General features: G+C 37.1%; 11 protein-coding genes and 1 pseudogene. 9 read left to right on the top strand and 3 right to left on the bottom strand.

The window, feature by feature from the left end; all coding sequences use genetic code 11:
- Positions 1 to 27 precede the first annotated feature (27 nt).
- Positions 28 to 246, bottom strand: coding sequence for a hypothetical protein (locus D1B17_RS07975; protein WP_120142195.1), 219 nt, complete (start codon positions 244 to 246; stop codon positions 28 to 30).
- Positions 243 to 941 (bottom strand): CPBP family intramembrane glutamic endopeptidase, encoded by a 699-nt coding sequence (locus tag D1B17_RS07970; RefSeq protein WP_120142196.1) that lies wholly within the window; start codon positions 939 to 941, stop codon positions 243 to 245. The genes D1B17_RS07975 and D1B17_RS07970 overlap by 4 nt, the downstream gene beginning before the upstream one ends.
- 96 nt (positions 942 to 1,037) lie before the next feature.
- On the opposite strand from D1B17_RS07970, the gene D1B17_RS07965 reads away from it, so the two are divergent.
- From D1B17_RS07965 to D1B17_RS07950, 4 genes are all read left to right on the top strand, one after another.
- Positions 1,038 to 2,759 carry an ABC transporter ATP-binding protein gene (locus tag D1B17_RS07965; protein ID WP_120142197.1) on the top strand — a complete coding sequence of 574 codons (1,722 nt, stop codon included), beginning with the start codon at positions 1,038 to 1,040 and terminating at the stop codon, positions 2,757 to 2,759.
- Entirely contained in the window at positions 2,759 to 4,633 is a 1,875-nt protein-coding gene (locus tag D1B17_RS07960; RefSeq protein WP_120142198.1) for an ABC transporter ATP-binding protein, read from the top strand. Before D1B17_RS07965 ends, D1B17_RS07960 begins: the two co-directional genes overlap by 1 nt.
- Positions 4,634 to 5,333: 700 nt before the next feature.
- Positions 5,334 to 6,302 carry a serine hydrolase domain-containing protein gene (locus tag D1B17_RS07955; RefSeq protein WP_120142199.1) on the top strand — a complete coding sequence of 323 codons (969 nt, stop codon included), beginning with the start codon at positions 5,334 to 5,336 and terminating at the stop codon, positions 6,300 to 6,302.
- Positions 6,303 to 6,334: 32 nt separating this feature from the next.
- Complete coding sequence (locus tag D1B17_RS07950) at positions 6,335 to 6,955, top strand: sugar O-acetyltransferase (RefSeq protein WP_120142200.1); 621 nt, start codon at positions 6,335 to 6,337, stop codon at positions 6,953 to 6,955.
- Between the two features lie 87 nt (positions 6,956 to 7,042).
- Here D1B17_RS07950 and D1B17_RS07945 read toward each other — a convergent pair whose 3' ends face one another.
- Positions 7,043 to 8,386, bottom strand: a complete 1,344-nt coding sequence (locus D1B17_RS07945) for a Mur ligase family protein (RefSeq protein WP_120142201.1) — start codon at positions 8,384 to 8,386, stop codon at positions 7,043 to 7,045.
- Positions 8,387 to 9,076: 690 nt separating this feature from the next.
- On the opposite strand from D1B17_RS07945, the pseudogene D1B17_RS07940 reads away from it, so the two are divergent.
- The 5 genes and pseudogenes from D1B17_RS07940 to upp all read left to right on the top strand — a co-directional run bounded on the left by D1B17_RS07940 (position 9,077) and on the right by upp (position 13,259).
- Positions 9,077 to 9,657: pseudogene (locus D1B17_RS07940) on the top strand (thymidine kinase).
- A 24-nt stretch (positions 9,658 to 9,681) separates the two neighbouring features.
- Entirely contained in the window at positions 9,682 to 10,779 is a 1,098-nt protein-coding gene (gene prfA / locus D1B17_RS07935; RefSeq protein WP_120142202.1) for a peptide chain release factor 1, read from the top strand.
- Positions 10,724 to 11,605 carry a peptide chain release factor N(5)-glutamine methyltransferase gene (gene prmC, locus D1B17_RS07930; RefSeq protein ID WP_120142203.1) on the top strand — a complete coding sequence of 294 codons (882 nt, stop codon included), beginning with the start codon at positions 10,724 to 10,726 and terminating at the stop codon, positions 11,603 to 11,605. The genes prfA and prmC overlap by 56 nt, the downstream gene beginning before the upstream one ends.
- Before the next feature lie 2 nt (positions 11,606 to 11,607).
- Positions 11,608 to 12,618, top strand: a complete 1,011-nt coding sequence (locus D1B17_RS07925; RefSeq protein ID WP_120142204.1) for an L-threonylcarbamoyladenylate synthase — start codon at positions 11,608 to 11,610, stop codon at positions 12,616 to 12,618.
- Between the two features lie 11 nt (positions 12,619 to 12,629).
- Positions 12,630 to 13,259, top strand: a complete 630-nt coding sequence (gene upp, locus D1B17_RS07920) for a uracil phosphoribosyltransferase (RefSeq protein ID WP_120142205.1) — start codon at positions 12,630 to 12,632, stop codon at positions 13,257 to 13,259.
- Positions 13,260 to 13,269: the final 10 nt, after the last annotated feature.

The following is a 13,269-nucleotide window of genomic DNA, read 5'->3' as shown; positions in this document are numbered from 1 at the left end:
CAATACGAATGTTGTTATTATTATTAATTATTTTTTAGCATCCTTTGTTTTGATTATGAAAACATAAATCAACATGCCGATTAGAACAATTGTATAAACGGCACTAGCAAATCCTGCGTATTCCATAATGATCCAACCAGTAATGCGGGCGCTAGCGATTAATAACATCGACAAGACTCCAAACATGACGATGCGTCGTAATAAATCCTGATAAACTTCATTGAACTTTTTTTGATTATTTCTCAAAATAAAATTACTCCTGACATAAGTGCACCACTTAAAATGGCTAAAAAATTATTTAGAAAATGGACGGTAATATCGGCTTTGATATTTTTCGTTCTATAGTATACGCCTGCTAAGACGATTCCTAATAATATTTTCGATAAAGCATAGATCCAGTCTGTGTCGGCAGCAAATGGGGCGTGAACGTAGCCGAATAATAGACCACTAAAAAGAATTGATAAAAATGGTCGGTTTACGAAAAACCAATTCATAAATATGCCTCGGAAAATAATTTCTTCCAATATTGGTGCCACAAAGATGGTAAAAATGATTAAAATGACTATATTATTACTAGCAACTAGTTTTAAAGCTTCAACGTTATCATTGGTATTTCGCATAAATGGGACAGTAGCAACGTTGATTAGCAATGTCAAAATTGAACCTATGGCGATGACGAGCCAAGTGCTTTTAGTGAATTTTTGTGTTGGAAATTTTTGGGCACGTTTAAAAACTAAAATAATTATGATTGCTGCAATGATTAGTAATACAATAGTAGCAATTGGCGCGTAATTTAAATAAGAGGAATATTTTGTTCCTAATTGTTTTTTTGATAACGTTAATATACTTAATGGCAATTGTTCCAGTATAAATAATCCTAAAAAGGATATAATAAGAAGTATAACTTTGATGGGATGATAAGTATTTTTTATATTCTTCATGAAAATACCACCTTATTTGAGATAATTATTAGAATTTTTTGATAATAAGTGTTTTAATACTATAATGCTATGAAAAGTTTTAAAGGGAGTGAATAAATGTTTAAGATTGCTCGAGGTAGAATCAATAACTGGCAAGTTCTTGGTGCGGTCATTTTTATGGTCTTTCAAGTCGTTGCAACGTTATATATACCTAATATTACATCTGACATTGTTAACAAAGGTGTTATCACTGGTGATACTAATTATATCGTACAAGCTGGAATAAAGATGGTTATTGTATCGCTTATTACAGTTATCGCCGCTTTTGGAAATGTTTTGATGGCTTCTCAAGCTTCACAGGGCTTGGGACAAAAGTTAAGATCTGATTTGTTTAAAAAAATATTAAACTTTACACATGATGAATTTGATAAATTTGAAACTTCATCACTTACTACTAGAACGACTAATGATGTGGTTCAAATTCAAAACGTTATGATCATGATGTTACGTATGATGATCATGGCGCCAATTATGTTGATTGGTGCTAGTTTTATGGCTTATCAAAAGAATGCTGAAATGACGAAAATCTTCTTGATTTCGATTCCTGTATTGATTGTAGTTGTAGGACTGGTAATGTATTTTGCTGTGCCTTTGTTTAAAGCAATGCAAAAGAAAACCGATCGTTTAAACTTAGTTTTCCGTGAAGGATTAACTGGTGTGCGTGTTATTCGGGCTTTCAGACAAGATAAGTTCGAACAAGACCGATTCAAGGATGCCAATGCTGACTACACAAACAATGCGGTCAAGGTATTTACGATTGTTGCTGTAATGTTCCCAGTCGTAACTTTGGTTATGAGTGGTACTAATGTTGGTATTACTTGGTTAGGTGCTCATTATATTGCCAACCAATCAATGGAAATTGGTAATATGATTGCTTTCATGACTTATGCTATGCAAATTTTGATGAGTTTCATGATTCTATCAATGGTCTTCGTGTTCGTGCCCCGTGCTTCAGCTTCAGCAGCTCGTATTCAAGAAGTTTTTGAAACTGAAAGTAAGCTTGATGTTGTTGCTAAACCTGCCAAGGTAGGGGATGAAGCATCATTGAGTTTTAATGATGTGAACTTTAGATATCATGGTGCTGAGAATTTAGCTTTAGCTAACTTGAACTTTAAAGTTACTAAGGGTCAAACCTTGGCCATTATCGGTGGTACTGGATCTGGTAAGAGTTCATTGATCAACTTGATTCCAAGATTCTATGATGCGGAAACTGGTGTCGTTAGTGTTAATGGTACTGATGTTAAAGCATTGAGTACTGAAGATATTAACAGTATCGTTTCAATGGTGCCACAAAAAGCCTTTCTCTTTAAGGGAACAATTCGTGAAAATATGGCCTACGGTAAAGACGATGCGACTGATGATGAGATTTGGCATGCATTGGAAATTGCTCAAGCGGCTGATTTTGTTAAAGAACTAGATGGACAACTTGATGGTGAAGTTGAACAAGCTGGTGACAACTTCTCTGGTGGTCAAAAGCAACGTTTGGCAATTGCTAGAGCTTTGGTCAAGGACGCTTCAATTTATGTCTTTGACGATTCCTTCTCAGCACTTGATTTCAAGACTGACCTTAACTTAAGAACGGCCTTGAAGAATGATGCCAAAATCAGTCAGGGAGTTGTTGTTATTGTTGGACAACGTATCTCCACAGTTGCTGATGCCGACCAAATTGTCGTCCTTGATGACGGTAAGATGGTTGGTCTTGGTACTCATCAAGAACTAAAAGAAAATAATAAGACTTATCAAGAAATTATCGAGTCACAATTAAAGGAGGGTAAGTAATGGCTGAGAAAAAACCTCAATCTTCACCTTCAGTTGGACATGGTCCTGGTAGTCATGGTCCAGCAGTTGTGGTGAAACCAAAGAACTTTTGGAAGACAACTGGTCGTTTGGCTAAATACATGTCGACTTATATCGTTGGTTTAATCGTCGTTTTGGCCTTGGCGATTGCTTCCGCGGTTTTCCAAATTAAGACTCCAAAGATTTTGGGTGAAGCAACAACCGAAATTTATAAAGGTTTGATGACGGGTATTGCCCAACAAAAAGCTGGTTTAAAGATCAACGGCTTACCAATTAATTTCACCAAGATCGAACATATTATTATGATTGTTATTTTGATGTACTTAGCTTCAGCCGCCTTTAGTTTTATTCAACAGTTTGTGATGACGAGAATCTCACAAAGAACGGTTTATAAACTAAGACGTGATTTGAAGTCAAAGATGCAAAGACTACCAATCAGTTATTACGATTCACATTCAAACGGTGATATCATGTCACGTGCTATCAATGATATGGATAATATTGCCGGAACATTGCAACAAAGTTTGACTCAATTTGTAACTAGTACGGTGACATTTGTCGGTGTTATTTGGATGATGTTCACAATTAGTTGGAAAATGACCTTGATTGCTTTAGCAACTGTGCCGTTGAGTTTAATCGTTGTTGGTATCATTGCTCCACAGTCACAAAAGTTTTTCAAACGTCAACAAGCTTCACTTGGTTTGTTGAATAATCAAGTTGAAGAAAATTATTCTGGTCATGTTGTTGTTAAAAGTTTTAACCATGAGCAAGAATCAATTGATGAATTTGAAAAGGAAAATGCTAAGCTATACAAGGCTTCATGGAAGGCACAATTGATCTCTGGTATCGTTATGCCATTGATGATTTTTGTTAATAACTTAGGTTATGTTTTCGTTGCCATGTACGGTGGTATTCAAGTTGCTAATGGTCATATTGCTTTGGGTGATATTCAAGCATTCTTACAATATATGAACCAGTTCTCACAACCAATTGCTCAACTAGCTAACTTAACAAATACTATTCAAGCAACAGTTGCTTCAGCTGAACGTGTCTTTGAAATTTTGGACGAACCTGAAATGGAAAATGACAAAGTTGATGTGCCTGATGTTGAAAGTGATGATAAAGTTACACTTGATCACGTTAAGTTTGGTTATGAAGGACGTCCAACCTTACTTGAAGACTACAATTTAAGTGTTAAACCAGGTGAGATGGTCGCCATTGTTGGACCTACTGGTGCTGGTAAGACAACTATCATCAACTTGCTGGAACGTTTCTATGACGTTAATGGTGGTTCCATCAAGTTAGGTGGAAAAGATATTCGTAATATGACCCGTGAAGAAGTCAGAAGCCATTATGCAATGGTACTTCAAGATACTTGGCTATTCACTGGTTCAATTTATGATAACTTGAAGTATAGTCGAGAAGATGCTACTAAAGAAGAGATTGTCGAAGCTGCTAAGGCGGCCCACGTTGATAACTTTGTGCGTCAATTACCTAAGGGTTATGACACAGTCTTGAATGAGGAAGCTTCAAATATTTCTCAAGGACAAAGACAGTTGATTACAATTGCTCGTGCCTTCGTAGCTGACCCAGAAATCTTGATTCTTGATGAAGCTACTTCATCTGTTGATACAAGAACTGAATTACATATTCAACATGCGATGGAACGTTTATTGAAGAATCGGACAAGTTTCGTTGTTGCTCACAGACTTTCAACAATCCAAGATGCTGACAAGATTATTGTTATGAATCATGGTTCAATCGTTGAAACAGGTAACCACGAAGAATTGATGGCTAAGAACGGCTTCTATGCTGATCTTTACAATTCACAATTTGCCGGAAACGTCGCTTTGTAAAATGGATAGATATATAATTGGAACGTGTCGGTTGGCACGTTCTTTTTTTGAGTTAAAATGCTGTGTTAATGGTGACATGCCGCCTCCAAGAGTAAGTAATTTTGGTCGCTATGGGGACCGATTCGAGCCGAGGAGCGGTCTCGAATCTCGATTTTGAACCTCGCACAGACCGCGAGTTTCAAAACTCGTCCCGTGGTGTAAGTGCTAAAGCACTAACACCACCTTCACAGCGACCTAAATTTCTTACTCTTTCCGGCTAGGGTGTGTCTTCAAAGTAGTCTTATAAAAATTATTCTGCTACGGATAAATTTTTTAAGGATATGGTTGTTCCAGAATACTATCAAGGCAGTAATAAAAGTCATGAAAAATGTTTGAGACGTCAAGCCATTCTTGAGTTAATAAAGAACTAGTCGGAAGATTCGGACAGTGGTTATTGGCAGTGAAAGTGTTGTTAGGACGACCGCTTTTGTCGTTCTTACAACACCGGGCGCGTTTAAGACTTGCCGAACTTGCAAGGCTTAAACCGAGGTCCGAGACCGTGACTCGGGCCGTTCCGCACTGTCAGTGACCACTGTCCGAATCTGGAGACGACATATTTGATTAAAAAACAATTCTAAATTCATCGTCAAAAAATTAACTTGCATCACGCGTAACGTTTATAAATAAAACTTATTTTAAAATTATGAAGGGGAAAAGTAATATGGCAAATTTTGAAGAGACTAAAGCACAAATTATTGATTTGGTTAATAGAAGAATCGTTCCAGGAGCCAGTTTTGGCTTTATAAGCTCGGCTCAGACGGAAAAATTCACTTTTGGTAGTAGGGAATGGGTTCCGGAAATAAAACCGCTTAAAGGTGATGAATTGCACGATTTAGCCTCATTAACTAAGGTCATGGGGACAGTTCCGTTGATTTTAAAAATGTTAGATGAAAAATTAATTAATTTACATGATCCGGTTAAGAAGTATTTGCCAAAATTTTCTGATAAACGAGTAGAGTTGTTTCATTTGCTAACCCATACATCTGGGATTCATGGTTATATTCCAAATCGGGACTCTCTTAATAGCGATGAATTGATTCAAGCGTTATTAAAATTACCTGTGACTGATACGTTTAATAAAAAGGTCGTCTATACTGATACTGGATTAATATTCTTAGGGCTGATAATTGAACAGTTTTATCACATGCCGGTTCAGGATGCGATTATGAAATATATTATTGAGCCTGAAGGTTTAAAAGATGCTACTTTTGACCCAGACCCTAATCGTTGTGTACCAACATACGTCGTTGATGGGAAAATGTTGCAAGGGATTGCAAACGACCCTAAGGCGCGTCAACTGGGAAAGCATTGTGGATCAGCAGGGATGTTTGCTACTTTGGATGATGTCATGCAGTTTGCTCAAGATATGTTGAAAAAGGACAAGAAATTTTTGTATCATAACTTTACAACTTTAAATCCTGGTCGGTCATTGGGATGGGATGTAAAACCCGATGGTTCTGGTCATGTTTTGTTCCATACGGGCTATACTGGTGAATTTATTGCGGTTGATTATCAACAACAAACGGCCATGGTCGTCATGACAAATCGAGTTCACCCAATTCAAAATAATCAGTTATTTTTGGAACGGCGAGAAACTATTTTGAATTCTTTTTTGAACGAAAGTAAGTAATGCTTAATGATATTTTAATTGGAGGGTAGATTATGAATAGTGAAGATATATTGAATTCGGGAAAGTTGTATAAAGTTGGTCAGGTATCGGATGGAGAGGGGAATTATAATGAGTACCTTCAAAATATGGAGGATTATAATGCCGCTGGTTATACATCTGAAGGTCTTCAGAAGAAAAAAATGATTTTAAAAAAGAATTTTGCTGAAGTAGGGGAAGACACTTACATTCAAGCACCTTATCATGCCATGTGGGGAGGAAAGCATGTCTATTTGGGGAAGAATGTGTATATAAATTTTAATTGTACTTTGATTGACGATGCAAATATTTATATTGGTGAGAAAACTATGATTGCCCCTAATGTTACGATTATTTCCGCGTCGCATCCGATTTCCCCTAAATTAAGATCAGAAGGATATGGTTGTAATCAGCCAGTGTACATTGGCAAAAATGTGTGGTTAGCGGCTAATGTTACAGTTTTGCCAGGTGTACATATTGGAGATAATTCAGTTGTTGGTGCCGGCTCAGTAGTAACAAAGGATATTCCTTCTAATGTTTTGGCAATCGGTACGCCCGCAAAAGTATTAAGAGAGATTGGCCCTGATGATGATATTTATTATAATCACGGTAAATTGATTTCAGAAAATTTAGTTTAAAACAAAAATGGCTCCAGTAATCCGCTTTTGGATTGCTGGAGCCATTATAGTAATTATTGAAAAACGGAATATGACTTATCCCATTTTCTATTTTTGTTTAATATATCCTTTTTCCATCAAAGCTTTACGTAAGCCTAACATCGCTGTATATGTAGCTAAAACGTAAATTTTTTCGGTTGGAACCTTGGGAATTTCTTTAACAAAATCATCAATTTCGACTGTTTCAATATTCTTTTTCATATCAAGACCGGCAATCTTGAAACGATATGTGACATCTTTGACACGTTTACCACCTGTAATAACTAATGGTAACTTGCTGTAATCGAAGTCTTCAAAATTGGCGTCCCAGATCCAACTAGTATCAATTCCGTCAGCATAATTAGCATTCAGCAAGAAGGCTAGTGAGTACGGATCCTTATCACTCAAGACCGTCTCGATGACTTGATTCAAACCAACCGGGTTCTTGACTAAGATAATGTTAACGTCTTTTCCATCAACGTTGATGGTTTCTTGACGACCAAAGACTTTTTCATCATAGGCAAAAGCTTTTTGCATTTGTTCAACGCTGATACCCATTTCAGAAGCAATTGCATAGGCAGCTAGAGCGTTGTAAATGTTATATTTGCCACCAATATTCATGGTAAATTTATTGCCATCGATTTCAAATTCTGTTTTGTTAGGTAGCAAAGTTGAAATATTAGTGACTTGATATTTGAGTTCACTGCGCTTGAAACCACAGTTAGGACAGAAATAGCTACCCAAGTTAGCGTAAGAAATCATATGGTAGTGCAAAATGTGGTTACACTTAGGACAAAGAACACCGTCAGTATTAGTAGGAGCTTTGAAATCTTCTTTTTCGTGACCTTTATCGGAAAAACCGTAAGAAACGACTTTGTTAGGTAAGTCTTTGGAAGCGAAGATAGCAGCGTCGCCGTTAGCAATGATTGTAGCGTCAGGTGCCATTTTGATTCCATCAAGAATTTTTTGATAAGTTGTATAAATTTCACCATAACGATCCATTTGATCACGGAAGATATTTGTTAAAACAAAGTATTTTGGCTTGATGTAGCTACAAATGATAGGAACATTAGCTTCATCAACTTCCAAAACAGCTAGAGGACGCTTACTTTTCTTGTGATGAGTCACAAAACTAGTAACAATTCCTTGAATCATGTTAGAACCAGTTGGATTAGTTAGAACATCGTCGAATTTTTGAACTAACATCTTATTGATCAAAGATGTCGTTAAAGTTTTACCATTAGTACCAGTAACAACGATTAAGTCGTAATCTTTACCAAGACTTTTGAGAATGTCTGGATCGATTTTGTAAGCAATTTTACCGGGGTATGAAGAACCACCGTTGAAAAATTTACTTAAAATAAAGTAAGATGTTTTACCTGTAAATGTTGCAATTCCTGATTTAAATGTCATTACTAAAACCCCAAATTTAAATTAATTAAAATTAATATTATCACACCTAAGGCCTATTTTGTTTGAAAATGGTTAATGTTTGGGTAAAATGCCGTCTCCAGAGCTGAGAAAAATAAACCAGCAGTGCGGATCGAGCCGAGCCAAGGTCTCGTCTCTCGGTTTGAAGCCTTGCAAATTCGGCAAGTCTCCAAACACGTCCGGTGGTGTAAGTCCGAGAAGGGCACTCGAACTAACGCCACTTTCACTGCTGGTTTATTTTTCTCAGCTACTCCGACTAGGGTATTGAGTTATGCAGCAATTATTATTAGATAAGAAATTTGCCTCGCTGAAAATCATTGATGGATAGAAATATTTTTTAGAATATATCATTTTTTGAATTTATTAAGATAAGTACTAGAGCCTATTTATAATTTCAAAAAAACGGACCAATTAGCCGGAAGGAGCAAGAAAATTAGATCGCAGTGAAGGTGGTGTTAGTGCTTTAGCACTTACACCACGGGACGAACTTTGAAACTCGCGTATTTTGCGAGGTTCAAAGTCGAGGTTGGAGACCTTGGCTCCAACCGGTCCCCACAGCGACCTAATTTTCTTGCTCCTGGAGGCGGCATCTAAAATATCTTTCAACCTAATGTGTTCAAGCAGGTGTTTTTTCGTTATAATCTTGTAGGACATATTTTTGGAGGCGGAATTTTGGCTCAATTATTTTTTAAGTATGGTGCTATGAATAGCGGAAAATCTATCGAGATTTTGAAAGTGGCACATAATTATGAAGAACAAGGCAAGTCAGTCATTTTAATGACTAGCATTTTAGATACTCGTTCCGGTGCTGGGAAAATAAGAAGTCGGATGGGTTTAACTCGTGATGCAATCGTTTTGAAAGATGACTCAAATGTTTTTGACATTGTTAAATCAAAGGATCCCAATACTGCTTGTGTCTTAATTGATGAATGTGAATTCATGACTAAGGATCAAGTTTTGCAAGCAACTCAAGTAGTTGATGAATTAGGAATTCCTGTTATGGCATTTGGCTTGAAGAATGATTTCAGAAATGAATTGTTCGAAGGTACTAAATACTTATTGTTGTACGCTGATAAATTGGAAGAAATGAAGACAATTTGTTGGTTCTGTACAAAAAAGCTACAATGAATATGCGTATGGCTGATGGTAAACCAGTTTATGAGGGTGATCAGATTGCAATTGGTGGAAATGAAATGTATTACCCAGTTTGCCGTCGACACTATAACCATCCTCCAATGCTCAATCAAGATTAATAAATAGAAGAAAGGATAGTTAAGTTGGATAAAATATTTGAACAACTAGAAACATTGCTTGAAAGATATCAAGAGCTTCAAGAACTTATGAGTGATCCTGAAGTTATCAACGATACCAAACGTTATATGGCTTATTCCAAAGAAGAAGCTGATATGCGTGACGTTGTTGCGGCTTTCAAACGATATAAAGAATTGAAACAAAGTATCAGTGACAGTGACGAAATTCTTCGTGAAACTGACGATGCTGAAATGCAAGCTATGGCTAAAGATGAAATGGAGACTTCCAAGAAAGAACTTGATGAAGTTGAACATAACATCACACTTTTGATGCTACCTAAAGACCCTAATGATGATAAAAATATTATCATGGAAATTCGTGGTGCCGCCGGTGGTGATGAAGCTAGTTTATTTGCGGCTGATTTATTGAGTATGTACAGTAAATATGCTGAAAAACAAGGCTGGAGTTTTGATATTATTGATGAAACTGATACCGAAGTTGGTGGCTATAAAGATGTTGCCGTTATGATTACTGGTACTAGTGTCTATTCAAAATTGAAGTATGAAAATGGGGCACATCGTGTTCAACGTATCCCCGCTACTGAATCACAGGGGCGTGTTCATACATCAACTGCAACAGTTGCAGTTATGCCTGAATACGATGAGGTTGATATTGATATTGATCCAAAGGATATCAGAACTGATGTTTATCGTTCATCTGGTGCCGGTGGTCAACATATTAACAAGACTTCATCAGCTGTTCGTATGACCCATTTACCAACAGGTATCGTTGTTGCTATGCAAGACCAACGTTCACAACAACAAAACCGTCAAAAAGCTATGCAAATTTTGAAATCACGTGTTTATGATTACTATGAATCACAAAATCAAAGTGAATACGATGAACAACGCAAGTCAGCTGTTGGTACAGGTGACCGTTCTGAACGTATTAGAACATATAATTATCCACAAAACCGTGTGACAGACCATCGTATTGGTTTGTCATTGAATAAACTTGACCGCATTATGAACGGCGATCTGGAAGAAATCATCGATGCCTTAATCGTTGATGACCAAACCAAGAAGTTGGAGCAAATTCAAAGTGGAGAAGCTAAGTTATTCTAAGGCCCTGAAAAGGGCTTTTTCTATGTTAAAGGACCGAGGTAAATTTCCTGAGGACGCACAGTACTTAATGGAAGAATTAAGCGGATTCAATTATACGCAATTACAACTTCATCGAAATGATTATGTTCCAAATGACATTTGGCGAAAATTTCGTGATGGGTTGGCCCGTTTAATGATGGATGAGCCGGTTCAATATATTTTAGGCTATGCATATTTTATGAATCGAAACTTTTCTGTTAATCAAAACGTACTAATTCCGCGCCAAGATACGGAAGAAATGGTTCAAAAAATTATCGATGAGCATGGTCCTAAACAAAAGAGTATTTGTGACATCGGCACAGGCTCTGGCATCATTGCCGTAACGCTTGGATTAGAGTTTCCGGAAGATGATATTTTAGCAACCGATATTTCGGAAGATGCTTTACAGGTAGCTGAACTTAATTCGGACAATTATCAAACAAATAATGTCTTTTTTAGGCAGAGCGATTTGTTTGATAATATTGACCCGCAAAAATTTGATATCATCGTTTCTAATCCGCCCTACATTTCTGAAGCAGAAAAAGTAGATATGGATGCCAGTGTTATTAAATACGAACCAGATTTGGCTTTATACGGTCAAGATAATGGGTTAGAATTCTATGAGAACATTACTCAGGAGATAAATAATTATCTTTCTGATGATGGAATCTTGTATATGGAATTCGGATTTCGACAAAAAAATGCAATAAAACAAATTTTTTGTGATAATTTACCCAATTATGTTGTAGAATTTCATAAAGATATAAGTGGGAATTACCGATATCTAAAAGCTAAAAAGGAGATGTAGTATTGGATACTGAGATACTAGAGAGTACACAGATTCAAGAAGCGGCAGATTTTCTTGCTAAAGGTCAATTAGTGGCTTTTCCAACTGAGACCGTTTATGGCTTAGGAGCTGACGCAACAAGACCTGATGTAGTCAAAGATGTCTATGCAGCTAAGGGTCGCCCTAGTGACAACCCCTTGATTGTCCATGTTTCAGGACCAGAGATGGTTTGGGAATATGCTGACAATAGCTACAAGCCATTGGCTGAAAAGCTGATGAAGGCATTTTGGCCAGGACCATTGACAATCATTATGCCAATTCAACCTGGCAAACTTTCCAAGGAAGTCACTGGGGGACTAACGACTGCTGCCTTTAGAATGCCCAATAATAAGGCTACTTTGAATCTTATCAAGACTTTTGGCAAACCAATTGTGGGACCATCCGCTAATACGAGTGGTAAACCAAGTCCAACTTTAGCTAAGCATGTTTATCATGATTTGCATGGTAAAATTGCAGCTATTTTGGATGATGGCCCAACAAAATTAGGCGTTGAATCAACTGTAATCGACTTATCGGTCGATATACCAACAGTTTTACGTCCCGGAATGATCGATTCAGATGACTTGTTGAAAGTAATCGACAATGTCAACTCCGATCACCACAAGGTTACAGCAAATGAAGTTCCTAAGGCACCAGGTATGAAGTACAAGCACTATGCACCAAGCGCACAAGTCATCATTGTTGATGATGTAAATGATTTTAAACAAGCCATCGCTGAATACGTCGCTAAGGATGTTCCGATGGGAGTCATGGCTACAGATGAAATTTTGAAAGAAGTACCAGATAATATTGAAACTTTTTCTCTAGGTAAAGATGTTATCAGTGCTTCACGAGAATTATTTGCTGGTTTGCGTCAGTTAGATAATGATCACGTTCAATATATTTTAGCTCAAGGCTTCTCAGATGAAGGTCACGGTGCTGCATACAGCAATCGTTTGAATAAATCCGCCGGAAACACACATTATAAAAACTAAGGAGACTTAAAATGTCTAAATTTACAGTATTAAATCACCCATTGATCCAACATAAACTTACAATCATTCGTAACAAGCACACTGGGACTAAAGTATTCCGTGAAGTAGCCAACGAAATTGGTGAATTAATGGTTTATGAAATTACACGTGACTTGCCACTAAAAGATGTTGTTGTGGAAACACCAATGGGTAAATCAACTCAAAAAGTTTTAGCTGGTAAAAAACTAGCTGTTATCCCTATCTTGCGTGCCGGTCTAGGTATGGTTGATGGTGTGCTTGAATTGATTCCTGCTGCTAAAGTTGGTCATATCGGAATGTACCGTGATGAAAAGACTTTGAAACCACATGAATATTTTGTAAAACTCCCTAGCGATATCGACCAACGTGAATTATTCATCGTTGATCCAATGCTTGCTACTGGTGGTTCTGCTAATATGGCCATTGAGGCTTTGAAGAAACGTGGTGCAAAACACATGCGTCTAGTCGTATTGGTTGCCGCTCCAGAAGGTGTTAAGGCCGTTCAAGAAGCTCATCCAGATGTTGATATTTATGCTGCTTCACTCGATGATAAGATTACAGATAGTGGTTATATTTTCCCTGGTTTGGGTGACGCTGGTGACAGATTGTTTGGGACAAAATAACAATTTCATT

Origin of the sequence: Companilactobacillus zhachilii (assembly GCF_003606365.2) — a bacterium.
Lineage (GTDB): Bacteria > Bacillota > Bacilli > Lactobacillales > Lactobacillaceae > Companilactobacillus > Companilactobacillus zhachilii.
The sequence above is the reverse complement of the archived record's forward strand: the minus strand, read 5'-3'. Positions and strand labels throughout refer to the sequence as shown.

Coding starts and splice junctions, on each gene's coding strand:
- D1B17_RS07955 (WP_120142199.1), top strand. CDS start 5,334: ATGGCAAATTTTGAAGAGACTAAAGCACAAATTATTGATTTGGTTAAT.
- prmC (WP_120142203.1), top strand. CDS start 10,724: ATGACCAAACCAAGAAGTTGGAGCAAATTCAAAGTGGAGAAGCTAAGT.
- D1B17_RS07965 (WP_120142197.1), top strand. CDS start 1,038: ATGTTTAAGATTGCTCGAGGTAGAATCAATAACTGGCAAGTTCTTGGT.
- D1B17_RS07945 (WP_120142201.1), bottom strand. CDS start 8,386: ATGACATTTAAATCAGGAATTGCAACATTTACAGGTAAAACATCTTAC.
- D1B17_RS07970 (WP_120142196.1), bottom strand. CDS start 941: ATGAAGAATATAAAAAATACTTATCATCCCATCAAAGTTATACTTCTT.
- D1B17_RS07960 (WP_120142198.1), top strand. CDS start 2,759: ATGGCTGAGAAAAAACCTCAATCTTCACCTTCAGTTGGACATGGTCCT.
- D1B17_RS07950 (WP_120142200.1), top strand. CDS start 6,335: ATGAATAGTGAAGATATATTGAATTCGGGAAAGTTGTATAAAGTTGGT.
- upp (WP_120142205.1), top strand. CDS start 12,630: ATGTCTAAATTTACAGTATTAAATCACCCATTGATCCAACATAAACTT.